General features: G+C 59.2%; 24 protein-coding genes. 7 read left to right on the top strand and 17 right to left on the bottom strand.

The window, feature by feature from the left end; translation table 11 throughout:
• The first annotated feature begins 147 nt into the window (after window positions 1-147).
• Both K6U75_14415 and K6U75_14410 read left to right on the top strand, forming a co-directional pair.
• Window positions 148-489: a hypothetical protein gene (locus tag K6U75_14415; protein ID MCL6476234.1), complete on the top strand. Its 342-nt coding sequence runs from the start codon at window positions 148-150 to the stop codon at window positions 487-489.
• A gap of 5 nt (window positions 490-494) precedes the next feature.
• The gene (locus K6U75_14410) at window positions 495-1,715 is read left to right on the top strand and encodes a site-specific DNA-methyltransferase (protein ID MCL6476233.1); all 1,221 of its coding nucleotides are present in this window, start codon (window positions 495-497) and stop codon (window positions 1,713-1,715) included.
• On the opposite strand, the gene K6U75_14405 is transcribed toward K6U75_14410, so the two are convergent.
• Window positions 1,716-2,072, bottom strand: a complete 357-nt coding sequence (locus K6U75_14405) for a nucleotidyltransferase domain-containing protein (GenBank protein MCL6476232.1) — start codon at window positions 2,070-2,072, stop codon at window positions 1,716-1,718. It abuts the gene before it with no gap.
• On the bottom strand, window positions 2,029-2,415 hold the full coding sequence (locus tag K6U75_14400) for a HEPN domain-containing protein (GenBank protein ID MCL6476231.1): 387 nt from the start codon (window positions 2,413-2,415) through the stop codon (window positions 2,029-2,031). The genes K6U75_14405 and K6U75_14400 overlap by 44 nt, the downstream gene beginning before the upstream one ends.
• Before the next feature lie 101 nt (window positions 2,416-2,516).
• On the opposite strand from K6U75_14400, the gene K6U75_14395 reads away from it, so the two are divergent.
• Window positions 2,517-3,758, top strand: coding sequence for an amidohydrolase family protein (locus K6U75_14395; GenBank protein ID MCL6476230.1), 1,242 nt, complete (start codon window positions 2,517-2,519; stop codon window positions 3,756-3,758).
• A 4-nt stretch (window positions 3,759-3,762) separates the two neighbouring features.
• Here K6U75_14395 and K6U75_14390 read toward each other — a convergent pair whose 3' ends face one another.
• The gene (locus K6U75_14390; GenBank protein ID MCL6476229.1) at window positions 3,763-4,341 is read right to left on the bottom strand and encodes a Uma2 family endonuclease; all 579 of its coding nucleotides are present in this window, start codon (window positions 4,339-4,341) and stop codon (window positions 3,763-3,765) included.
• Between the two features lie 192 nt (window positions 4,342-4,533).
• On the opposite strand from K6U75_14390, the gene K6U75_14385 reads away from it, so the two are divergent.
• Genes K6U75_14385 through K6U75_14375 form a run of 3 tightly spaced genes read left to right on the top strand, consistent with a single transcriptional unit; the run spans window position 4,534 to window position 11,524 of the window.
• Window positions 4,534-5,520, top strand: coding sequence for a hypothetical protein (locus K6U75_14385; GenBank protein ID MCL6476228.1), 987 nt, complete (start codon window positions 4,534-4,536; stop codon window positions 5,518-5,520).
• Window positions 5,521-5,556: 36 nt separating this feature from the next.
• Complete coding sequence (locus K6U75_14380; protein ID MCL6476227.1) at window positions 5,557-11,082, top strand: DUF11 domain-containing protein; 5,526 nt, start codon at window positions 5,557-5,559, stop codon at window positions 11,080-11,082.
• Window positions 11,083-11,092: 10 nt separating this feature from the next.
• On the top strand, window positions 11,093-11,524 hold the full coding sequence (locus tag K6U75_14375) for a hypothetical protein (protein ID MCL6476226.1): 432 nt from the start codon (window positions 11,093-11,095) through the stop codon (window positions 11,522-11,524).
• Between the two features lie 73 nt (window positions 11,525-11,597).
• Here the strand turns inward: K6U75_14375 and K6U75_14370 are convergent, their stop codons facing one another.
• The 13 genes from K6U75_14370 to K6U75_14310 form a co-directional block, all read right to left on the bottom strand.
• Entirely contained in the window at window positions 11,598-12,395 is a 798-nt protein-coding gene (locus K6U75_14370) for a sigma-70 family RNA polymerase sigma factor (GenBank protein MCL6476225.1), read from the bottom strand.
• Window positions 12,396-12,986: 591 nt separating this feature from the next.
• On the bottom strand, window positions 12,987-13,883 hold the full coding sequence (locus K6U75_14365) for a cation diffusion facilitator family transporter (protein MCL6476224.1): 897 nt from the start codon (window positions 13,881-13,883) through the stop codon (window positions 12,987-12,989).
• A 39-nt stretch (window positions 13,884-13,922) separates the two neighbouring features.
• Window positions 13,923-14,162: a carbon storage regulator CsrA gene (gene csrA / locus K6U75_14360; GenBank protein ID MCL6476223.1), complete on the bottom strand. Its 240-nt coding sequence runs from the start codon at window positions 14,160-14,162 to the stop codon at window positions 13,923-13,925.
• Complete coding sequence (locus K6U75_14355) at window positions 14,116-14,628, bottom strand: flagellar assembly protein FliW (protein MCL6476222.1); 513 nt, start codon at window positions 14,626-14,628, stop codon at window positions 14,116-14,118. The genes csrA and K6U75_14355 overlap by 47 nt, the downstream gene beginning before the upstream one ends.
• 17 nt (window positions 14,629-14,645) lie before the next feature.
• On the bottom strand, window positions 14,646-15,527 hold the full coding sequence (gene flgL / locus K6U75_14350) for a flagellar hook-associated protein FlgL (GenBank protein MCL6476221.1): 882 nt from the start codon (window positions 15,525-15,527) through the stop codon (window positions 14,646-14,648).
• Window positions 15,528-15,549: 22 nt separating this feature from the next.
• A complete protein-coding gene (gene flgK / locus K6U75_14345; GenBank protein MCL6476220.1) occupies window positions 15,550-16,923 on the bottom strand; it encodes a flagellar hook-associated protein FlgK in 1,374 nt (457 codons plus the stop codon).
• Window positions 16,924-16,927: 4 nt separating this feature from the next.
• A complete protein-coding gene (locus K6U75_14340; GenBank protein MCL6476219.1) occupies window positions 16,928-17,428 on the bottom strand; it encodes a flagellar protein FlgN in 501 nt (166 codons plus the stop codon).
• The gene (locus K6U75_14335; protein ID MCL6476218.1) at window positions 17,415-17,714 is read right to left on the bottom strand and encodes a rod-binding protein; all 300 of its coding nucleotides are present in this window, start codon (window positions 17,712-17,714) and stop codon (window positions 17,415-17,417) included. Before K6U75_14335 ends, K6U75_14340 begins: the two co-directional genes overlap by 14 nt.
• Entirely contained in the window at window positions 17,711-18,811 is a 1,101-nt protein-coding gene (locus K6U75_14330) for a flagellar basal body P-ring protein FlgI (GenBank protein ID MCL6476217.1), read from the bottom strand. Before K6U75_14330 ends, K6U75_14335 begins: the two co-directional genes overlap by 4 nt.
• Window positions 18,812-18,838: 27 nt before the next feature.
• Window positions 18,839-19,408, bottom strand: coding sequence for a flagellar basal body L-ring protein FlgH (locus K6U75_14325; GenBank protein MCL6476216.1), 570 nt, complete (start codon window positions 19,406-19,408; stop codon window positions 18,839-18,841).
• A gap of 16 nt (window positions 19,409-19,424) precedes the next feature.
• Window positions 19,425-20,381 (bottom strand): flagellar basal body P-ring formation chaperone FlgA, encoded by a 957-nt coding sequence (gene flgA, locus K6U75_14320; protein MCL6476215.1) that lies wholly within the window; start codon window positions 20,379-20,381, stop codon window positions 19,425-19,427.
• 9 nt (window positions 20,382-20,390) lie between these two features.
• Window positions 20,391-21,179: a flagellar basal-body rod protein FlgG gene (gene flgG / locus K6U75_14315; GenBank protein ID MCL6476214.1), complete on the bottom strand. Its 789-nt coding sequence runs from the start codon at window positions 21,177-21,179 to the stop codon at window positions 20,391-20,393.
• Between the two features lie 117 nt (window positions 21,180-21,296).
• Window positions 21,297-22,031, bottom strand: coding sequence for a flagellar hook-basal body protein (locus tag K6U75_14310; GenBank protein ID MCL6476213.1), 735 nt, complete (start codon window positions 22,029-22,031; stop codon window positions 21,297-21,299).
• Between the two features lie 162 nt (window positions 22,032-22,193).
• On the opposite strand from K6U75_14310, the gene K6U75_14305 reads away from it, so the two are divergent.
• Window positions 22,194-23,444, top strand: coding sequence for an MFS transporter (locus K6U75_14305; GenBank protein ID MCL6476212.1), 1,251 nt, complete (start codon window positions 22,194-22,196; stop codon window positions 23,442-23,444).
• Here K6U75_14305 and K6U75_14300 read toward each other — a convergent pair.
• Window positions 23,441-23,611, bottom strand: a complete 171-nt coding sequence (locus K6U75_14300) for a hypothetical protein (GenBank protein ID MCL6476211.1) — start codon at window positions 23,609-23,611, stop codon at window positions 23,441-23,443. The two genes, K6U75_14305 and K6U75_14300, sit on opposite strands and share 4 nt — an antisense overlap.
• Between the last annotated feature and the right edge of the window lie 212 nt (window positions 23,612-23,823).

Here is a 23,823-nt window from a genome sequence, read left to right as displayed (position 1 = left end):
GTGCTGGTGCGTCATACCATTGACTCATCGGAAATCGAGGGGACTCGCGGTTGGAGAACGCTGCACCTGCGCTCATCCCCTTTGCGCTTCCTGCGCGCATACGGTAAAATGAGATGAGAATAGAAACCAGTCAGGTGAACCGGGGCGATGGAAAGGATAGATGCACAAACCATTATCGCGTTGCTGCTGGAAGATGGGAACCTGCGGCAGCAGGTGCTGGAAGCCATAGAGCCTGTGGAAGTGAAGCGGCTTTATGAGCAAATGCGCCAGTTGCTTCGCAAAGCGCGCGAACTGGAGATGCGCCAGGCTTATCTGGAGGCAGTGGTGAAGGAACTGCAGGCGCGGCAGGAAGAGACCGAACAGCGCGTGAAGCAGCTGGATGCCATTGTGCGGGCAATTATTCAGGGACAGCCCAAGCCGTCCGATTCCCATGCTCTGGGGTTCGTCATCGTGCGCAAACGCCCCATCGGCGATACGATGCTGAATTGAGCGACATGCAGGGGACGTCCGACGACCTGAAGGTGTTGCACGATTATCTGACAGATTTCAATCAGTTTGGTAGGGAAAGCGTCGTGCAGGAGACGAAAGGCGTCCCCACTTACGTCAACCAGTTCTGGACGTCAAAACAGCGTCAGGCGAACAGCCTTCACGAAATCGCCTACCGCGCCTGCTTCAAGCCGCAGCTGCCAAGATTCTTTATTGACCTGCTCACCCAACCTGGTGATGTCGTGTATGACCCCTTCATGGGGCGCGGCACTACGCTAATTGAAGCTGCCCTGATGGGACGTGTGCCGTTTGGGTGTGACGTGAACCCCCTGAGTGACATCCTGACCCGCCCGCGTTTGAACCCGCCGTCCCTCGCTGCAGTCGCAGACCGGTTAAGGCAATTAGACCTGAGTCACTGCAGGCACTACCCACAGGAGCTGGAGGTATTCTATCATCCCGAAACGCTTACCGAAATCTGCGCACTGCGAGAGTATCTGTTGCAGCGGGAGAGGGCAGGTGATATGGACGACGTAGACCGCTGGATACGCATGGTAGCGGTCAACCGGCTTACAGGACACTCGAAAGGTTTCTTTTCGGTGTATACGCTGCCGCCGAACCAGGCGGTGTCCATTGAGTCGCAGCGCAAAATCAACCAGCGGCTGGGGCAGACCCCGCCGCGACGCGAGGTAAAAACCATTATCCTGCAAAAATCCCGTTCGTTGCTGAGAGATTGCGACAGTCTGGTACGTGCCCGTCTGGCATCGGTAGCACCGCGGGCGCTGCTGCTCACCCGGCAGGCGCACCACACCCCGGAGATTCCCGATGCCAGCGTGCATCTGGTGGTGACTTCGCCGCCGTTTCTGGATGTGGTGGACTATGCTCAGGACAACTGGCTGCGGTGCTGGTTCTGCGGTATTGACCCACAAGCCGTGCCCATCACCATCGCGCGCGGGGTACACGAATGGCGCGAGGCGATGCGGCACGTGTTCCGCGAGCTGACGCGGGTGCTGGTGCAGGGTGGCTGGATAGCCTTTGAAGTGGGCGAAGTGCGCGGCGGGAAGGTGCGGCTGGAAGAGGTAGTGGTTCAGGCTGTACAGGGACTGCCCCTGATGCCGCAGGCAATCGTGATTAACGACCAGCATTTCACCAAAACGGCGCACATTTGGGGCGTGTCCAACCGCGTGAAAGGCACCAACACCAACCGCATCGTGCTGATGCAGAAGCGTTAGTCACGGATATACCCAAATTGCCTCACGTTCTATGGTAGGGGCAAACCTGCCCTCCCGAAGCATCTGCTGCCATTCCGCTTCGGTGTACACCAGCACGTCCGCCCCAACGGGCAATCCGCGCGTGTCGTAGTCCAGCGCGCGCCGCATGAAAGGCACGTCGGTGTGACGAACAATCACCACGAGGTCGATATCGCTGCCGACGCCCCAATCTCCCCGTGCATACGAACCGAAAAGACCGATGCGGGCGACCTCTGGACGCTGCTTTGCTATCTGCTGCGCCCACTCCACGACCGCCTCACGAACGGTCTGCAGGTCAGGCCATTTGAGCACGCGCGAATTCAACGACCTCACGGGCATACCGAATTGCCTCCTCGCTTTGCAAAGCGCCATAATGCTCATAGGACGCGCCCTCGGAAAAACCGTTAGGATATCGGGTTGGGATGTAGAATGTATCGAGTACTCTTGCCTTGTCTATCAGGTCTGGCGGTACGGTGATGTCGGCTGGAAGGTCTTCGAGTAGTCTGGCGACCACATACCCCCAACCGTATTGCCCGTACTTTAGATGCAGAGCTTTCACCGCCTTTTCGGCAGCCTGTTGCGCGGCGAAGCACGCCCACTCGTGCAAGCGTTCCCGCTTGCTCGTTTCCGCCTGTTGCAGGTCTCGCTCTGCCTGGCGCAGCCAGTCTCGTGCGCGGTTCATGCATCTTCCCCCCAAGGCAATTGTACCAGTAAGTATGCTACAATACATATAACTATGCTACAATACATAAGCGCACGTTTGAAGGATGCGAGGAGCCAAACATGCCGCGAGCACTCATCAACGTTACCGTATGGGATGGCAGGCAGGTCATCCACCCGGGCTTTGTGCTTTGGGAGGGGGAACGGATTAGCGATGTAGGGCGCGCGGACGTGGTTCGTTTCTCGTCTAACGTGCGCCTGATTGACGGCAAAGGCGGATGGGTCATTCCCGGACTGATCGACCTGCATGTGCATGTGGATGAGGTGAAAACGCCTGAACTCTTCGTGCGCTACGGGGTCACGTCCGTACGCGATATGGGTTCCTCGCCGAGGGTCATTGCGCAGTGGCGGGAGGCCTGGCGCAAGGGGGACAGACGCCCGTATGTGTACTGGATGGGACGCAACATCGACACCGGCAAGCCCTCGTGGTGGGAAGCGGTGGCGGTGAAAAACCCGCGTGACGTACCCGCCTTGCTCGAACACATGCGCAAGCTCGGCGCAGACGGCTTCAAACTCTACGTGAACGCCGACCTGCCCACCTGTGAGGCGGTGATCGACTATGCGCGCTGGCTGGGAATGCCTACCACCACACACCACGAGACGATTGCGGCATCGCAGCTCATGCGACTGGGCATCAGCGGTATCGAGCATGCGCATTGCCTCCTGCATGAGCTGTTGCCAAACCGTCCATCGGTGGACGAGAAACGAAAGAGCGACTATCTGCGCCTGTTTGCTGGGTTTGAACGCCTGGAGATGGATACAGAGCGCACCCGTCGTCTGATGGAGCTGGCTTACGCGACATCCATCGTCTGGACGCCCACGCTGAGCGTGTACGACATCCCACCGTGGTGGCGACAGAAGCATCCGGCAGGCGTGGCTTTGCCACCGGAGTGGCAGCGGGAATGGGCGCGCCCCTACTGGGACTTTCTCTCTACGCGCGGGTGGACGGCTGCGGATTTTCGCATGGCGGAGCGCGCGGTGCGCGTCTTCAAGCAGTTTGTGGCAGAGGCGCGGCGGCAGGGTGTCCTTATTGGGGCGGGTACTGATACGCCTGCACCGGGTGTGCTGCCTGGTGCCGCCCTGCATCACGAGCTGCGTCTTCTGGTACAATGTGGCTTCACGCCGGAAGAGGCGTTGCGGGCGGCGACGGTGGTGGCTGCGCGGGCGCTGAGGCAGGAGAGCAGGATAGGGAGCCTGCAGCCGGGGGCGAGGGCGGATATGGTGGTGCTGTCCAGCAACCCGCTGGAACGTATCGAGAACCTGATGAGCATTCAGGCGGTTTATCTACGGGGGCAGAAAGTGTAATGCTTTACGGTCTCTGCGTGGTGGTCATAATGGCTTTCAGGTCAATCTCGAGCCCTTCGAACAGGCTCGGTCGGAACACTTCCCCCTCTTCAGTCACGCTGCGCAACACATAGCCCTGCTCGGTCAACGCGTACTCGGCGATGAGCCACGCTTCGGGATCCACAATCCAGTAATAACGCACGCCTGCCTCTTGGTAACCCTCGAACTTTCGGAACAAATCGCGGGAGCGCGAGCCTTCTGAGAGCACTTCGACCACCAAATCCGGTGCGCCATGTATCTTACCGTCTTCCGCCAGCAGTTCCGCCTCTCGCTCGCGACGCACGAACGCAATATCCGGGATGTATCCGCGACCCGTCGGGAGGGCAACATCCACCTCCATGACCACCGTGCCCAATTGTCGAACCGTGCACCACTTGTCCAGATAGTTAAAGAGTTTAGCCACCACCCGCTGGTGTTCCCGTCGTGGCGAAGGCATCTGGATTAATCTCCCATTCTCCAGTTCGTAAAAAGGTGGCCCCTCTGGCAGTTGTAGCCACTCCGAAAGGCTCCATCGCTTCACATCCTGCAACGCCACCTGGCTCATCGCTTTCACCTCACAACATATCGTACAATCTTTCCGAAAACTTTGCAAGATGCAGGGAACACCAAATTGACCTAGAGAAATTGTTCACAAATGCCGATACTCGGCATGAAATCACATCTGTCTCCTGCGTGCGCCCAACAACAGCCGCGGCAACTTCTAGGGTTCACCCCGAGACGGACAAGGGAGGGTTCCATGGCAAAATCTTCTATTCCGCGCAGGAGGCTCGGTCTCCTTCTGTTTGTGGGTCTTGTTTTCACTGGCGCGTTTCATCTTCCTCTCCGTGCTTCCCCAAACGACCCCGTACTCCTCTTTCCCCGACTGGCACCTGACCACGTGAAACCGTCTGTTTCCCCAGATGGCAGCCTCATGGCGGTACCCGGAGCGATGGGTTCCGTGTTGGTGTTCAACACCAACGACGGCTCAGTGGTGAAGGTGCTGACTGGGTTGACAGGCGGCTGGCGTGATGTGGCGTTTACTCCGGACGGGCAGTATCTTCTGGGCGCGAGCGAAGCCTCATCGCGGCTAACGGCTATCGTCTGGCGGACGTCGAACTGGAGCCGGTACCGGGAGATACGAGCGGGCCTTCCGCACTGGCTGCGCGCGGTCGCTCTCTCGCCAGACGGACGCTGGCTGGCAACAGGGGGCTGGAATTACCTGCAGGTCTACGACTTGACGACCGGAGAGAAGGTGACCGACCTGCCGCAGCCGGGAAGGTACGTCTACTCGCTGAAGTTCTCGCCCGACGGTCAGTACCTCGCCTCCGCCAACGGCGGCACCGCCGCCAAGCTGTGGCGCGTGTCCGACTGGAGCGAGGCGCGCACCCTCGCCGAGGGTCTGCCCGAGAATGTCAGCCTGACATACTCGCCGGACGGACGCTACCTGGCGCTTTCCGCAGGCAGCACCGTTCGGGTGTGGAGCACCTCGAACTGGGATACCCCGCTCTATACGCTGGATAGGGGCAGTTTCGACTCATTAGTGCCTGTAGACTTTTCTGCGGACAGTCAGCTGCTTATCACCCGCTGGAACGCCGGCACGGTCAAAGTGTTCGCTGCCGCAGACGGCGCGGAACAGCGGTCAATTGCGTTAAGCATCACGGTCGCGCCGTTCTTGTACGGTCTCGCTGTGCGCGGTAGCACCGACCTGTATGTAGGAATCTATGACCAGCCGGGTAATCTGTAGGGTATCGAGCAGTATTCGCTGGAGTCGGGAGCGAAGGTGCGCGTGATACTGCCACCGACGACACGCGAAGTGAACTCAGTAGCCATGTCTCCAGACGGCAACTTCGTCGCATACTCCAACTATTCCGGACCGACACGCGTCATGCGGGTTGCGGATGGTAGGGAACAATTGAGTTTGCCCAGCGGCACAGGTGCCGTATGGATTTCTCCTGACGGTAGTAAGATGTTCGTCAGTGAGTCTGGGAACGGGGTCATGCGCTCATTCCCGGATGGCACGGAACTCTGGCGAACCACAATACTGTGGACAGCCGCTTTCTCCCCGAACGGTGGACTTCTTGCTGTCCTGCGTGTGGATGGATGGTTGAGGCAATACCACGCGTTATTTGACAGTAGCGACGGCTCCGTCGTTCACGCTCTTGGCAGTGCCAGCGGAGACTTTAGCGTCGACGATATGGTGTTCACCCCGGATGGAAAATACCTGCTTGCCGCTGCGCGGGCAGCCGGTTGGAACTATGACACCGCCTTCCGCGTATGGCACGTGGACACGGGCGAACTGAATCAGGAACTCGGTGGCTGGAATATGCAAACTGTGGCCGTTCACCCCAGGGGCAACATCATGGTGGTGGCGGACAACACGTGGTGGTATATCAAAGCCATCCGTGATTTGGGAGACACCCTCGAGTTCACCAACATCTTGAGCAAGCAAGCGCACACATGGGTCGGCAATGAGAGAGGCATCAATCGCGTTCGGTTCGACCCGTCGGGCAATGTGTTCGTCACGGTTGGAGAAGACGCCGCTGTGAAGGTGTGGCGGCTACAGGACGGCATGCTGGAGCGTGCGCTCAGCGGGCACAACGAGCCGGTATACGATGTGTCGATCGCCCGACAGGGCAATGACCTTATCATTGCCGCCGGGGGCTGGGGCGGTGTGGCGGTGTGGCGTGTGCCCATGACCTGGGCGACCAACACCCCGCCGAGCGTGCAGCTGCTCTATCCTGATCCCGGCGCAACGGTTAGCGACTGGGTGTTATCCTTCAAGGCAACAGACCCCGACTCCGCCGACCAGCTGCGTTTCCGGGTGGAGCTGATGACTGAAGACGGAACGGTGGTCAAGCGCTACGACCAGACGGTTGACGCTTCGGCGTTTGATAAGCCCTCCGCCTCCAGCGATGAGGTGGTGAGCCTCAATCTGGATCCCACTCTGGCGACCGGCGTTTACCGCTGGCGGGTGCAGGTCACCGACGGCTGGGTGTGGAGCAACTGGAGCTCAGAGCGCACTTTCACGCTGGTCAAACCGACACTCCCGTTAGGACAGCTCCGAACGCTCACTATGGCAGGTGGCACCTGGCGCGGGACGGTAACAGTTCCCGAGGGCGCGACCAAACTGTTCCTGACAGCGCGTTCGGTGGAGACGGTTCAGAACCATACGATGCGTCTGTTCTTCGGCGGCACCAAAATCGCTGAAAGCGTGGGGGCAGATATCCTGATTGAACGTAACAACCCCGCTGCTGGCGACTACGAGGTGGAGATTACGCCAGCCGCAGCGGGACAGATTGTGGTGTATGCAGGCACCAATCTGCTAACAGTGAGACTGGGGCAGAGTTATACTGGTACCGTCTACCACAACGACGGCTACGACTGGCTGCAACTGGATGTGCCGGCAGGGGTACGCGCGCTGCAGTTGACAGTGGAGGCTCCCGGCAATGTGACCAACCTCGACGTATGGCGCGGGTCTATCGGTAGTTGGGAGCGATGGAGCGCAACGCAACGGTTCAATCCGCCCGTCCGCCTCACCATCAGCAACCCGCGCGAGGGACGCTACTACATCCGCGTAATGGACCACGGTCAGCTGCCCCAAACGCAGGTGAGGCAATACGTGCTAAGTCTTTCGGGCGCGCGCTCGAGCCTCACCGCTTCGGCAACGCCCGGCATGGTAAGCGCGGGAGATGAGGTCGCGGTAGAGGTGCGTTATGCGAATGAAGGGGACGTGCCTGCCTCCGACGTGGTGCTGAAATGCGTTCTGCCTGAGAAAATGGATGTGGTGGAAGGTTCTCTCTCGGAGGGTGGCACGTATGACACCAGCGCCCGGACGGCGCAATGGAGCATTGGAAGCCTGGGTGCGGGAGCAAGCAGCTCCGCCAGCTTCCGTGTGAAGGTCGCACAGGACGCGGCTCCGGGCGGCAACCTTACCGTGCGTGCGTCTCTGGAGTCCAGCGACCTGCCGGATGGGGCGCAAACGGAGGTGGCGGTCTGGGTTGGCGCACCGGGTGTACGCTTCCATAACGTGTACACCATGTTCAACTACGTGGACGTGACAGTGGGCGGGCTGTCCATCAACCGCGAACAGGGCACGCCTCAGGTGTGGCTGCTGTTCCCGGTGGGCACGGCGACCAGCACCGAGGTGGCTGCAGATGAGGTCACGGTCTCGGAAGACGGCACGCAGGTGCGCGCGCGCTTTGCGTTGCTGGAGAAAGTGCTGCAAGACGTTGCGCCTACGTTACGCATCAGCCATCCGAGTATCGGCACGCAGGAGTGGCAGGCGCCCACGATTCGCACGTTCGGGATGGAAGCTGACCTGCAGTTTAACAAGCCGTTCATCCGCTGGGGACGGCGGGAGACCTTCCAGATTCACGTGACCAACCCGAACACGGTATGGGAGACGCCGTTTGTGAAGGTGCAGCTATCGTTGCAGAACGTGCCGGCGGGTGAGAACCCTTCCATCAGGTACTGGGTGTACAACTCTCAGGGCAACGAGGTAGCACGCGGCACAAAACCAGCCGGTTTGTCGGATATTCCGCTGTTGCTACCGCAGCTGGCTCCGGGCGCGAGCGCCACCTACTCGCTGGTCATTCAGATTACCGACAGCCGGGCGCACATTCGCACCCGCCTGGAGCCGATGACGACGGCGGTTGTGCTCGTCTTGAGCGGCGCCACCATTATCAAGGCATGGGCAGGACACCGTCTCCTTCAGGCCAGCTGCGAGCGGATGATTAAACGACGATTGCGTGAGGACTTCGCACTGGAAGGGGTCGACCTGACGGATGAGCAGAGCAACCGTCTGTACAACGCCTACCGTCAGGCAGGCAGCTTCGCCGCAGAGTGGCTGTCGCAACTGGCGGCAGGCGCCACCGAACAGGCATTGAAGGACTTCGTGAAAGCCAAATACGGCGAAAAGTTCCAGAAGGCGGCGGAGAAAGCCTATCAGGTGGCAAAGGGAGACCACCCGATGGAGATTCTGCTGGGCGAGATTGCCAGTCAGCTCGCGCCAGACCTGGATTGGGCATTACTCCCTGCCACTACCGCGGTCAAAGCCTTCCTCGCGGAGGGTCAGGATTGTATTGAAAAAGGAAAGGAGCTTCGCCGTCTTGCAGACAGGCTGCGCCAGCGCAGGGAATGCAAAAACCTGCGGGTGACCCGCGCGTGGGACCCCAACGCGAAGAGCGGCTCACCAGGCGTCGACGGCTTCATTGCCGACGGCCAAACGATAGACTACACCGTCTACTTCGAAAATCTACCCACCGCGACTGCGAGCGCAGAGGAGGTGCTCATCGAGGACGTGCTGGATGAAAGCCTCGACGACAGCACGCTGGAGTTCACCGCGTTCGGCTTCGGCAACCGGCACGTCACGCTGCCTGCGCCTGCGAGCCGACTGTCGCAGGGTGTTGACCTCGGCAACAACCTCGTGGTGCGGGTGGAGAGCAGTTACGACCCGTCCACGCGCAAACTGCGGGTGGTCTTCAAGGGCATCGATACCCGCTCGGGAGAGCATCACGAGAATGGCTTCCTGCCTCCGAACAACAACGAGCCAGAGGGTGAAGGCTATGTCTCCTTCCGCATCCGCCCGAAGGCAGAGGTTGCGTCCGGCACGCGCATCGTGAACAAAGCGACCATCACCTTCGACCCGCACCTGGGTTCGAACCCGGCGATGAAGACCAACGAGCACGTGCTGACGCTGGACAAGCAGGCGCCCCAGGTGCGTATGGCTGAGATGCCCGGAGTGCAAAACAAGCCCACCTTCTCGGTCGGCTGGGAGGGCACGGATGACGCCTCTGGCGTCACCCAAGCGGAGGTGTGGTACTCCGCCAACGGTGGTGCACTCCAGCTGTGGCAGGCGTTTACACCGGACGATGGCCGCCAGCAGACGGGAAGCGCATCCTTCAAGGGCAAGTTTGGCTACACCTATCGTTTCTACGCCGTGGGCGAGGATAAGGTGGGCAACCGTATGGCGATGCCAGCCGAGCCGCAGGCGACCACGACGGCGGGCGTTGCGCCAGAGCTGCCTGCTGGTCTGCGTTTGATCGCCCTACCCGTAGTGAGCGAAGAGCCGAACGCGCAACGGGTGCTGGGCTTTGAAGCAGACAAACTCGCGGTGTACGAACCTGCTTCCGGCTACGTGCGCTATCCCAGTGTCGCCCTGCAGGTCGGCAGGGGCTACTGGGTGCAACTGCCCACTGCTCAGCGTCCGACCATTCGCGGCGATGTACCCGACGAGTCGCAGCCCTTCACGATACCGTTGCAACAGGGCTGGAACCTCATCGGCAACCCGTGGCTGGAGAGCCTGTCATGGAACCTCAGCGCGTTGCAGGTCAGTCTGGGCGGCCAGACCAAGAGCCTGGCGGAGGCACAAGTCGCTGGGTGGTTGGAAGATTACGCGTGGACCTGGGACGGCAGCAAGTACGTGCTGGTCTATGACAACAGCATCGTGCCCGGTGTCCTCTCCCAGTTGGGGGCATGGCAAGGGTGCTGGGTGTACGCGCATCAGGCGTGTAACCTCATTCTGCCCGCGCCAGCTGATGGACGCGCTGCCACAGGACGTCGCGCAGAAAACGGTCGCAGCGGTTGGAGCTTCCCGGTGCGCCTGCAATGCGCCGGCGAGACCGCCGAGGTGACGGTAGGCGTCTCCACAAGCGGACGGGGCTTGTCAGTGGGGCTGCCGCCAGCACCGCCATTGAGCAGCGCCGGTTCACTCAAACTGTCGCTGCTTCGCTCCGGACAGCCGTATGCCGTGGATGTGCGCAGCGGTTCGGGCAAGCAAACGTGGAGCCTCTCCGCCGAGTGGACGCCTGCTCCAGACGCAGACAGCCCGCTGACGCTCACGTTCGGCAATATCGCGAGCGTGCCACGCGGCACCGCGCTGTGGCTGGTGGACCAAAAGACCGGCAAGAGGCACTATCTGCGCACGACCGCGTCGTATCGGTTTGTGCCTGCGCCGGGCGAGACCACGCGACAGTTCCAGGTGATTGCCGAGCCTGAAAGCGGGGTCGGGCTGAAAATCACGGGCGTTACCGCTACCCGAACGCGCGGCGGCGTGTTCCATATCACCTTCCACCTGACTGCACCAGCTGCGGTGACGGCGGAAGTGTTGAACGCCAGCGGCAAACCGGTCGCGCAGTTGAACCCGTTTGGCGGTCGCGCGGTGGAAGGCACGCAGTCGCTGACATGGCGCGGTACGGACGATAGCGGTATCGCCCTGCCCGCAGGGGCGTACCTGCTACAACTGCGCGCCACAGACGAAGACGGACGCCAGACACGGGTGAACATCCCGGTGGTGTTGACGCGATAGGAGGACAGCGATGAAGACGATACGGTTCATCGTTCTGATAGTGGCCTCGGCATGGGTGTTGACTGCCTGCGGCGGTGGTGGGGGTGTTCCCGTAACTCCCGACACCACCGCGCCGACCATCAGCCGGGTGGTGGTAGAGCCATCCACACTGATTGTGCCCGGCGTGACGAGCGTGCGCGTGGAAGCAGACGTCACAGACGACAGCTCCGGCGTGGATGCCGTTACCATGAAGGCTATCTATCCGGACGGAAGCGAGGCGACCCAGACGCTTTCAGCTGGCAGCGGCGCGACCTACGCAGTGCAGTTCACCCCATCGTGGGGAGGGAGCCAGCCGGGCAACGTGCAGTTCGTGGTCTCGGCGCGAGATAAAGCTGGTAACTCCGGCAGTGCTGCTGCGGTCAGTGTGCGCGCCGCCGCTCCGCCACCTGCTACCCCCTGGTAGCCTACAAAAGACACGGCGGCAGGGTTTCTCCTGCCGCCGTTTTTATGTGAACCGGCTGTGCCGGAGAAGGGCGCTACATTTTGGCGAGCTCTTGCGGACCTATCTGGCGCAGCTTCTTAATCGCACGCAGTTCAATCTGCCGCACCCGTTCCCGCGTCACGCCCAGCTCCTGACCCACCTCTTCCAAAGTGCGCGCGTAGCCGTCAATCAGTCCGTAGCGCATGCGCACCACTTCCGCCTCGCGCTCGGTGAGCTTGCTGAGTATCGCTTCAATCTGCTCGCGCCGGATCATCGCGTCGGTCACATCGGTGGGGTGGGGAGTGTTCTCTGCTTCCACGAAGTCGCCAATGGTGGAGTTGTCTTTTTCTCCCACGGGCGTCTCCAGCGAAACCGGCTCTAAGGCGACGCGCATGACCTCTTCCACTCGGCGCGGCGACATCCTCAACGCCATCGCCACTTCCTCGGTGGTGGGGTCGCGCTGCAGCTCCTGCCGGAGCATGTTGCTGACCTTGACCACCTTCTGAATAATCTCCGCCACGTACACAGGGATGCGGATGGTGCGCCCCTGATTGATGATGGCGCGGGCAATGGCGCGGCGAATCCACCACGTGGCGTAGGTGCTGAAGCGATAGCCGCGACGCCAGTCGAACTTCTCCACCGCACGAATGAGCCCCAGGTTGCCTTCCTGAATCAGGTCAGGCAGAGCGATGCCGCGCGAAGCATAACGTTTGGCAATGGATACCACCAGACGCAGGTTGCTTTCAATGAGGCGCGTCTTCGCTTCTTCGTCGCCCTGTGCCACACGCTGAGCCAGCTCTACCTCTTCCTCTGGGGTCAGCAAGCGTGCTTTACGCGCCTGCCGCATCCACATCTGGATTTCCTCGTCGCGCTCATGGACCTCTTCGCCCAGGTCGTCCGGCAGCAGGTCTGCCTCGTGCAGGTCGGAGACAATCGGTTCGGCAACGAGCACATCCTCATCCAGCAAGGAGTCGAGCACCTCGTTTTCTATCTCCGACACTTCCAGGTGCTCCTCCCGCAGAGGCTCCTCCACAACTGGGGCGGTGCTTCGCACTTTTGTGTTGTTTCGCCGACTCACTCTGTTTTTCTCCCTCCCTCGGTGACCGTGCCCGATGAACGGGCATTTACATCGCTACGCTATTGCCGTAGCCTTCCCAATAATTAGACACATCATCGCGCAGAAAGGATTCACTATTTTACCACTGTTGACAACAATTTCAAGTATATTTTTCTCTACATCTCTGCCCGTTCCTGCTTGATTGCAAGAACGACGCATTTATTTAGTCAATCTATATATATCACAGCACGCACCTTTTGTCAAGCGATTCTCCGGATGTTTGTGGATTTTTTCTCAAATTGCTTTCACAACAGGGTTGCGAGCGCTGCAGTCACGTTTAAATACGTGAAGTTCCTCTACGCAGGTTCCGGTTTTTGCCAGCACAGTTTACTTTTTATCTCCCTGTCGCGGCATCTCTTCGGACGTGGTTTGCTCCTTGTGTGGATCATACGGGTCCACATGGATGACCACATGTGCCGGCGCCATCTCCGCGGCGATGCGCTTTTCGAGTTCGTCCGCCACCTGATGCGCTTCCATTAGTGTAGCGTCATTGCGGAATACGATATGCAGGTCGATATGGCGTGTGCTGCCGGATTTGCGCGTGCGCAGGTTATGCCACGAATGGATGCGCGTCTCGCCGTTGAGAATGTCCTCGATGCGCGACACCTCGGCGGTCGGCAGCTGGGCGTCCATTAAGTGGTGCAGTGACTTCATGGTCAGCCCCAAGCCGATTCGCAGTATTAACACCGCCACGGCGATAGCCATCAGGGGGTCCACGATATGCCAGCCGGTCAGCCAGGTTACAGCCAGTCCAGCGACAACCCCCATCGAAGTATACACATCGGTCGCCAGATGGTGGGCGTCGGCTTCCAGAGCAGGGGAGTCTTCCTCACGCGCCACCCGGAACAGATAGCGGGATACGACGATGTTCAGCACCACCGATATTCCCATCACTGCCGCCCCCACGCCGAGGTATTCGACAGGCTCTGGTTTCAGGAGCCTTCGGACAGCCTCTATCACAATCCACACCGCCGCGCCAACAATGAGTATCGCCTCGGCAGCGGCAGAGATGCTTTCCGCTTTGCCATGTCCGTAGGGATGTTCTTTGTCTGGGGGCTTTTCGGAAATACGGATCGAGATGAACGCAATCAGTGCGGCAATCAGGTCATTTGCGGAGTGGATGCCTTCAGCGATGATACTTACGGAGCCAGACAAAAAGCCTACCGCCAACTTCAGCACCACGAGCGTGCTGTTAGAAACAACCGATATCACAGCTGCCAGCATTTTGCGGGACAACGAGGCATTACCTCCCCGGCATGGCGGCTACAATTTGCCTTCGTCAGCCAGCCGTGATTGAAGCTTGACGAGGTCATCTGCCGAAGCGGAGGCTGCCTTCAGGTTCTCCTGGAGGATTTGCTCGTAGACCTCCTTGCGATGTATCGTTATCGCTTTGGGCGCACGCACGCCAATGCGAACCTGTTCACCTCGCACTTCCAGCACAACTACCTCGATGTCATCACCAATGACGATGCTCTGATTCACTTTGCGTGTGAGTACCAGCATCGGCGCCCTCCCTGGCTTCGGGTTGCATTTTCATCATCTCTTGCAGGATGTTATGCTTGGTTGTATAGCAATCATCTTCCACAATGACCTGACGAGCGATGCGCGTGACCGCGTTGATGATAATGGGACCCATCAGGTTGGCGGTCATCTCCTCGGGTTTTCCCGGCGGAATAGTAACAATCACAAAAGTCAGATACGGTGTATCCGCATCCAGTTCCAGTGCTTCGACGTCGGCGTCAGAAATGGTCGGCGCGTAATCAGGCATGAAATGGCGTGGCTCGATCACCACAAACGCCAGGTTCGGGTCCTCCAGACTTTGCAACCAGCGGAAGGGGCTTTTCTCGTCGAGACACAGCACGACGAACCGCCGGCGTTCTTCGAACCCGAACAAACCCTGCGGGAAGGTGATTACCGCCTCCTCGTCAACTTCAATTCTACCGAAACGAGTGCTATCGATGCAAGTCATTGTCATCCTTTATCCCCTCAGGCGAGAAAGTCCAGCAGACTCAGGTTGCCTAATCGCGCCATGGTCGCTAAAGTGACGTGGTAAGTGGTCTCTGCCATCTTCAGCCTGGTGATGGCGTCCGCTATGTCGGCGTCCTCGATGCTGCTGAGCAGTTCCGTAAAGTCCACGTGCCTTTTCTCTATGCGCTGCTGGATCATCTCTATCTGCTGCACTTTACTCCCTACCACAGCGCGCGTACGCAACAGGTTATCCAGCTGGTTTTGTAACTCCTGCAAGCCTTCTCTGGACAGGTTCTCGATGTCGCTGGTCTCCACATAGCGCTTGATTTGCGCAATCGCGTTGTAGATGCCGGTGATCAGGGGGTCACCCTGCACGTTGACGCTCATGACCACAGCGGGGCTGACTTCGATATTCAGATTGCCGTGGTCGCCGTGATAGACGAGCGTATCACCCGACACGCTGAACGGCGCCTTCAGCGTCTGCAATCCGCCGAAGATGAAGCGGTCGCCGTAAGTGGTGTTATTTCCGATACTGACAATCTCCGCCAGAATCTGTCCTATCTGTTGTGCGATGGCAGCACGCCCCTCTGGGTTCTGTGTATCGGTCGCCGCCTGTATCGCGAGGCTCTTTGCCTGGCGAACCAGGTCGTTCAGGTTCTCCAGCGCTACGTCGGTAATGGAGAGAAAATTCTTGGCGGTTTTGAGGTTGCGCTGGTATTGCTCACTCTCCTGCAGCAGACGGTGCAGGGTAATACCCAGCGATGCACCGAAAGGGTCATCAGAAGGTCGCTGGATGCGCTTGCCCGTTATCACCGTTTGCTGTGCCAGGTGGTACCGTTCGTAATTGCGCTCCATCACCTGTTGCATTGCGTTAAGCATCTGTGCTGTGCTGATACGCATGTTCCATCATCTCCTGCTATCATTATCGGCGTCCAGCAAATGCCGCCAGCATATCGGCAATGGCGGCATCCATGATGCTTATCAGTTGAGCTGCCGCCTGATAGCTGCGCTGGTAGCGCAGCAGGTTGGACATTTCCTCGTCCATGTTTACGCCGGAAACCGCCTCTCGCTCGGCTTGCAGGCTCTGCAGAATAATCTTCTGGTTTTCCTGACCGGTAGACGCTGCACGGGTATGTTCTCCCAGTTCCGCCACCAGTGCGCTATAGAAGTCGGGTATGGTTTTATTGTCCAGATTCGCAATAGGCTGCTGGCGCAACCTCGCTAGCTCCAGTGCCTTATTGCCGTCACCCGGTGCAGGTGTCACTCCCGCTGCAATGTGGTTGATATCGAGAACGTCGTCACTCACCCGGATGCTCAGTGCATCCCTACCTTCCAGCAGACGGTAACCGGTGTTGCCATCGAGCCCGTAACCTGACTGATGGACAATGTTGACGGCGTCGACCATTTCGCGCGCCAGTCTGTCCAGCCGGTCCCGGTAAGTGCGGATGTATTCCATCGCGTCCATGAGCCCGCCCACGCTTCCACCAGCGATGTATGCCCGTACATCTGCGCCATCGGTGAATATTTTGTTCACATAGTCCGCGTCACTGGGTAGGGGATTCGCACGCTCCGCCTCCACCAGGACGAACTCTCCCAGAGATAGCCTCACCGTGCCGTCTGAAAACTCCGTCGTACGAACCTCGACGTATTCCGAAAGTTTTTCTATAAGGCTGGTTCGTTTATCCAGCAGGTCATTGGGCGTTGTGCCCAGTGCTTTGTTGTAGCGTATTTTCACATTAAGGTCGGCGATGCTCTGGGCGATAAAGTTGATTTCACTGGCTGTCGCCTGTACCCGCTGTTCCATCTCCACAAAGATTTCATCCAGTCGTCCTGCCAGCTGGCGAAAGGTGCGTGTCATACCCTCCACCTGTTGGTACACGCTGGCGCGTACTCCGACGTTCTCAGGGTTGGCAGACAGCTCCTGAAAGGCGTTGAAGAAGCCGATAATCTGGCGGGACAAACCGGCGTCGGTGGGTTCGCTGAAGACATCCTCCACCTGCGTCAATCGCTGATAAAGCGTGTTGAGTCGGTGGTACTGACTGCTGGTATTAGCAAGTCGCCCGTCAAGGAACACATCCCGAATACGCTGGATGCTTTCCACACGCACGCCGCTGCCCATGAACAGCGTCCTGACACCCTCAAGAACCAGAGGTTCGGTTGTAGCAAGGTTCACCCTCTGACGCGAATAGCCGGGCGTGTTGATGTTCGCCAGGTTATGGCCCGTCGTATTCATCGCCATCTGCATCGATTGCAGGGCGCGCGACGCCAGTTCGATCCCGAAGAACGTCCAGGGCATAGGGTTAAACCTCCGTGTTCAGGATGACCGCCACCCCTGTGCTGGACTGTGGGTGATAGCTCGCCTGATTACAGGCGGCGTTCACCACGAGCGCCAGCCAGGTATTCACCGTTTCCGCTGCATGATGCACCAGGGTGCGGTTGCGTTCGTTTAACGTTTGCAGCTGGCGGATGTCCTGAAGCAGCTCTCTCTGCAGCCATTTCAACGTGCGCGCTGCGTTATCCGGCGCAAGGCACGCGCAGTCCGAGAGCGTAGGAGGCTGGGCGTGCAGCCCCAGTGCCTCACCGATGCGACGAGCGATCTCCTCGCGCTGGCGCTCCAGTGTGTCTATCTCATCCAGATGTGCTGCCTGTTCCTGAGTAATCTCCGCCAGCCTTTCCACATTCGCCTCTGCCAGGGCATGTGTTTGCTCGCGCGCCAGGCCGATCAGCGCGTGGATATGTCTGCGCTGTTCGCGCAGGTTGGAAATCAGGTCACGCCAGATGACGTCTTCATGTCTGTTCATTCTCGTTCCCTCCTAACACTGTCTCAAGCGTTTGCACATACGGACTGAGTTTCTCATAGACCAGCTTGCCCAGACCAAACTGGTCGCTCTGCGCCAGCTGCCTTGCCAGCGCTTCGTCCGTCATGTCGGTGTACATCTGGACTGCGTAGCTCGACTGCGTGCGGACTATAGTGCGGCGCATGGCGCGCAGCAGCTGGTGCAGAAACTGTGCTTCGAGTTGCCGCGCGGCATCACGTAGTTTCCACCGCTGAATGTCTATTGTTTCGCGGGGCTCCACGCGCATCATTGCACCTCCACCTCGGCGTGGAGCGCGCCCGCTGCTCGCAACGCTTGCAAAATGGACATCAGGTCGCGCGGACTCACTCCCAGCGTGTTGAGCGCCTTCACCAGCTGCTCCACTGTGACCGCTTCGGGCAGGGCAACCAGCCGTTCGGCTTGTTCCGTTACTTTCACGTCTCGGCGGGTGGTAACTGCCGTGGTGCCTCCAGACAGAGGATTGGGCTGAGACACCTGCGACTTGGCTTCAATGCGCACCGTCAGGTTGCCGTGCGCCACCGCCGCCGCGCTGAGCGTGACGTTCCCTCCCAGCACCACCGTGCCCGTGCGTTCGTTAATCACCACGCGGGCAGGAACATCCGGCTGGACGGTTATTTCCTGCAGGGCGGCAATCAGCGTCACCACGTCTTCGCGGTCTTCACCGGTCATGTCTACCCGGATTGTAGCGGCATCCAGCGCACGGGGCAGGGTCTGCGGAAACTTCTGCCGAATGGCAGATGCCACGCGAGCGGCCGTGGTGAAGTCGGGCGTATTCAGGGTGATCAGCACGCTGTTGTCCTTGACCACGCTGGCGGGCACCTCGCGCTCCACAATGGCTCCCGCCGGTATGCGCCCGACGGTCAGGTGGTTCTTCTGCTGGGAAGAACCACCTGATGACGCCCCAAAACCGCCGACTGAAATCGGTCCCTGCGCCACCGCGTACACGTTGCCATCCGCACCCATCAGCGGAGTTTGCAGCAAGGTGCCCCCCTGCAAAGAGCGAGCGTCGCCGATAGAGGAGACGGTCACATCGATTCGGCTACCTTCTTTCGCAAATGGCGGAAGGTCGGCGGTGACCACGACTGCAGCGATGTTCTTGACCTTCATCTGCCCGGCAGGTACACCGATGCCAAATCGCTGCAGCATGTTTGCCACCGATTGAGTAGTGAACAGCGTGCCTTTGCTGTCTCCTGTGCCCTCCAGTCCGACCACCAGCCCGTAGCCAATGAGCTGGTTGCCGCGCGCGCCATACACTTGCGCGATGTCTTTCAATCGCACCTCCGGCGTTGCCAGTGCCAGTACGGCGCAGATGCATAATCCGATAACGATGGATGCCGTTTGTTTCATCTTCTACCACCCCGTGAAAGCGTCATCTCAGAAGAGCCACTTCAGCAGTTTGGTCAGCAGCCCTTCGCGCTGTTTGTTGCCGACGGGTCCCTTGCCCTCGTAATGAATCTCCGCCTGCGCAATGGCGGTGGAGGCTACGGTGTTCTCTGCCGACACATCTTCCGGTCGTACAATGCCGGTCAACACGATTTTCTCTTTCTCGCCGTTGACGCCAACCGTGCGGGTGCCTTCCACCTTCAGGTTACCGTTGGGAAGCACCTCCTTCACGACCACGCTGATTTTGCCTACCAGCGTGCCGCTGCGCGTGGTGCTGCCAGAAGCCTGCGAGCCGGTCTTGCCGCTAACCGACCATTCGGGCAGCATACTGAGCAACGGTCCCACGCCTGGCTTGGTGGAGGACGAGTCGCTCTTGCTGGTTTTGGTGTCGGCGCGGCTCGATGCGGTGGTGCTTTCGTAGATGAGCACCGTCAGCACATCTCCCTCTTTGACTGCCTTGCGGTCGGCGTACAGGCTGCGATTGCCATCTTTCCACAGCGAGTCTGCCAGGGCGTACCCGGAAATCCAGATGATGACTACGGTCACAGCTATCAGTCGCATCGTTTTTGCCTCCATCTCATGGCATATCCACCGTCACTGTCTCCGCGTCCAGCACGGTAGCCAGTAGGGTCTTGCGTGTATCGGTTACCTGCACGCGAATGCGTGCGCTTGCCTTGCCGTCCTGCAGTGCGACTGCGCTGGTTTCCACCACAGCTCCCGCCAGCCTTACCAGCAGTTTGACGTTCTGCCCCCGATGTATCACCACGGGATCCTCCACCGCCGAACGCTTCAGCGGTTGCCCGGCACCCACCCTGTAGCGAGCGATTTTGCCTGCTACCTCGGCGGCGTCGCTCAGCAGGTCAGGGTCATCTGTAGCGACAGCAATGCGTTGAATCGCTACCATGTCGCTCTCGATGGCCTCACCAGCGCGTATCGCCCTCTGGGCAACCAGCACCTCGCGCCAGCGGTTGACGCGCAGGCGCACGTTGAGAGTGACGGGCGGGACTCCCGGACATGCCACCTGCACCGGCACCAGGTACAAACCCGCACCCAGCGAGCGGGGTTCGCCCGCGGCGACCTGCACATCGCCCGCGGGCAGCGAAAGGTCGCGAACAGGCGCGTCGCATATCGCCTGAGCATCGTCTGGTAAGGATGCCGTTTCTCGCAGCTTCTGCATTGCCGCGTCTATCGCCCGTTGTGCCGGAAAGAGATGCGCTTCCCGCCTCACCACTATCCTCGCCGGAGCGACAATCTCAACAGCCTCCGGGCGAACCCCGTGCTGGCGCAGGCGGGTGACAATCTGCTCCATCGTGATAGCGCGCTCCAATCCGGGCAGGGGAGAGGTTCCCAGCACCACGCCTGCCAGCCTGGCTTGCATCTGGGCATCCACGCCGCGGAAGGTGGCTACGTCACCCAGAGTAAACTGAGCCTTTTTGACCGTGCTCACTTCGCGCACCTCGATGCGCGGCTGCTGGACGCCCCACGCATCTGCTGCCAGCACTGCGACGATGATGGAAAGGAACACCCGCATCACCTGTCACCTCTACCGCCGCAGATTGTTGGCGATATTCAGCATCTCGTCGGAGGTCTGGATGGCTTTCGCGCTGATTTCATAGGCGCGTTGAGCGATAATCATTGCCACCATCTCGTCCACTATCTGCACGTTGGACATCTCCAGCATGTTCTGCGCAACCGTGCCGAAGCCTTGCTCACCGGGCGCGCCCTCGACGGGGTCACCCGATGCGGCTGTCGGTTTGTACAGGTTTTGACCCAGATGCTGCAGACCGCTCGGATTGATAAAACGCGCCAGCTGGATTTGACCCACTTCGTCGGGCGTTGTTTGCCCGGCACGCAACACCGATACCGTACCGTCTTTACCGATGGTGATGGTCTGCGCATCCTGCGGGATGATGATTTCCGGCTCCAGAGGATAGCCATCGGAGGTAACCAGCCGCCCCTGCACGTCTATCTTGAGCGCGCCGTCGCGGGTGTATGCCACCGTGCCGTCTGGCAACAGCACCTTAAAGAAGCCGTCGCCCTCTATCGCCAGGTCGGTAGGGTTGTCGGTCTTCTGAAGAGTGCCCGTAGTAAAGATGGTGGCGGTGGAGACCGGACGTACGCCCAGCCCGACGTTGAGTCCGGTGGGTACCTGTGTTCCGCGAGCGGCAGTGGTTCCTGCAGGGCGAAGCGTTTGATACAGAAGGTCCTGAAAGTCTGCCCGGCTACGCTTGAAGCCGACCGTGTTGACATTTGCCAGATTGTTGGCGATGACGTCCAGATGCAACTGCTGTGCAGCCATGCCGGTCGCCGATGTGAAAAGCGCCCGCATCATTTTGGATCAAACCTCCTCCACACTGTTTCTGCTATCTCTAATGCCCCCTCGGTCAGTCAGGGGCGTTCATCGGCTTCCGTGCCTGGCGCACGCACGGTCCAGCCGAAAAACCTGAAGCTACACTTTACCCACGTCGTTTACCGCCCTCTGCAGGGTCTCATCGTGCGCCAGAACCGCCCGGTGGGACGCCTCATACGCACGCATCGCCGAGATCATGTCTACCATTGCCTGCACCACAGACACGTTGGCGCGTTCCAGCGCGCCCACCTGCAAGCGAAACTCCTGCAGGGGTTGTGCGTTTCCCGTAAAGCGATTTGCGCCCTCTTTGGATGCGTTGCGCAACTGCACGATGCGCAGTCGGTCGACCAGTTGCCCATTTGCCAGCACGTCGCCGTTCGCAGCAATGGTCACGGTAACACCTGCGCTGCGAATGATGCCGCGTGTCCCCAATACTGGCATTCCGTCGGCGGTTACCAGAGTGCCATTCGCCGCTTGCCGGAACGCGCCGTCGCGGGTGTATCGTTCACCTTGTGGGGTACTGACCGCGAAAAACCCATCCCCGTCGATGGCGACATCCAGCGGACGTCCGGTAAGTGCGATGGCTCCCGGGCGCAGGTCGGTAACCACCTCATCGACCTCTGCGCCAAAGGACAACGTGCCTATCTGCGGTGTCGGTGCACCCCTTAGCGGGTCACGAAGGCGCCAGATGGCATTGTCCAGAGCGGTGCGAAACACCGTCTCATCCGCCTTGTAGCCGGCGGTGTCGGCGTTCGCCAGGTTATTGGCGATGGTCTGGTGTCGTATCTGTTGCGCCAGCATTCCTGATGCTGCGATTTGCAACCCGCGTAACATAGAGCCTCTTCCCAGTATGAAATCTCAAGCACTGCGTGAGATACCGGTATGCATTATCGGCAACGGTTTCTGGCTTCTTTACAGGGGCGTCCTTAAGCGTTTTTGGTATAATGGAGACAATGAACGCATGGAGAAAAGCATGTTCCCGGATGTCTGTTTGTGATGTTTTCACGGGTGGTTGAAAAGTTGAACGGGGAGCGACTGGTGGGGAGAGTACTCTCTCCGCACGTCATTCCCGCTTATCGCTGGGATGCACTGGCAGGTTTGCTTGGCGGTATTTACATGGGGGCGATTTTCCCCTTTGTGATGCGCATTGCCCGCGCCGACCTGCACGCCAGTCGCCTCGAGATTAGCCTGCTCACCGCCGCTCCCTTCATCGGCAGTCTACTCGCTCCCCTCTGGGCAAGGCAGATGGTAGGCAGAGCCAAGATGCCCTTCTGCGTGTACTCATGGACATTTGCGCGCGCCCTGTTTTTCGGGATGTTTCTGGTTACCCGGGCGTGGCACTTTGTGTTGTTGATAGGGCTGGCGCAGATTATCGGCTCCATCTCAGGTCCCGCTTACACAGCCTTGATGAAAGACATCTACCCGGACGAGGAACGGGGCAGGGCGATGGGGCTGGTGCGGGTTGGTTCCTACAGCGCAGTGTTGATAGTGTCTCTTATCGTTGGCCACCTGTTAGACTCGGGTGTACCCTTCAAGTGGGTTTTTCCGGTAGCAGCTGCTGTGGGAATCGTGGGGGCATGGTGCTTCAGTCGCGTTCCGGTGACGGAGTCCTCTGCGCCCGAAGCCCAGCAAGAACGGCTGTCCGCTCTCGGATTCTGGCTGCAGACGATGGCGATTCTAAAACATAATCACGGTTTCCGCTGGTTTGCGGCGTCCGTGATGACTTACGGCTTCGGGAATCTGGTTGCTTTCACTATCTATCCACTGTATCAGGTAGATCGACTGAACGTGACCAACGTGCAGGTAGCGATGCTTACCAACACCTCTTCGGTATGCTCCATCATCGCCTTCGCCTACTGGGGGCAGTTCATGGATCGACATGGTGCGCTTTGGACTGCGCTCGTGAACATCCTTTTGCAGTGTCTGATGCCCATTGTGTATTTCTTCTCAGGAGCGTGGTGGCATTTGATACCTGCGGCAGTCGTTCAGGGCATTGCAGCAGCAGGAATCGAACTGGCTTATCTCAATGTCATTTTAACCCTTTCCGAGGAAGGTAAAGAGGCACAATATCAGGCACTGCACAGTATGTTGCTGGGAATACGCGGCACTGTTGCGCCCTTTGTCGCCGCGCCCATGCTGCATGTAGTTGGTTTCCACGCCAGCTTCCTGATATGCCTGTCGCTCATGTTGCTGGGGGCGTACACGCAGGCGGTGTCGTTACGTGCCTACCGCAAGCGCGGCGTTTAAGCCGCCTTCCGGTACGGTGCACACTCCTCGGATGCCGGGCTGACAGGCAATTCCATGTCGTCCGACATCTCCCACGACTCGGAGTCATACGGCTCCGGCTGGGCAATCAGGACCAGAATCGTGTAGAACGCGGTTGCCGCGATGAGATATGCAAAGAATGCCCACATCCGTGTGCGACCTCCTGTCGTAGACTTCCTCTAACTATTTTCGGATAGCGCGACGGTTTCTGCAGAGACCTTCCCGAAAACCGTGAGATGTGCCAGTAAGCTGCTGAACTTTGTCTATGATAAAACTTTAGGTGATGTTGTTACCAATGGCGAGTCACATTTAATTCCCAGTTTGAAATGTCACATATCCAAACGCTTCGATGGTATCACAG

The organism is Bacillota bacterium, assembly GCA_023511455.1.
In the GTDB taxonomy this organism is placed as follows: domain Bacteria; phylum Armatimonadota; class HRBIN16; order HRBIN16; family HRBIN16; genus HRBIN16.
Note: the sequence above shows the minus strand (reverse complement) of the source record. Positions and strands in the feature narration are given on the sequence as shown.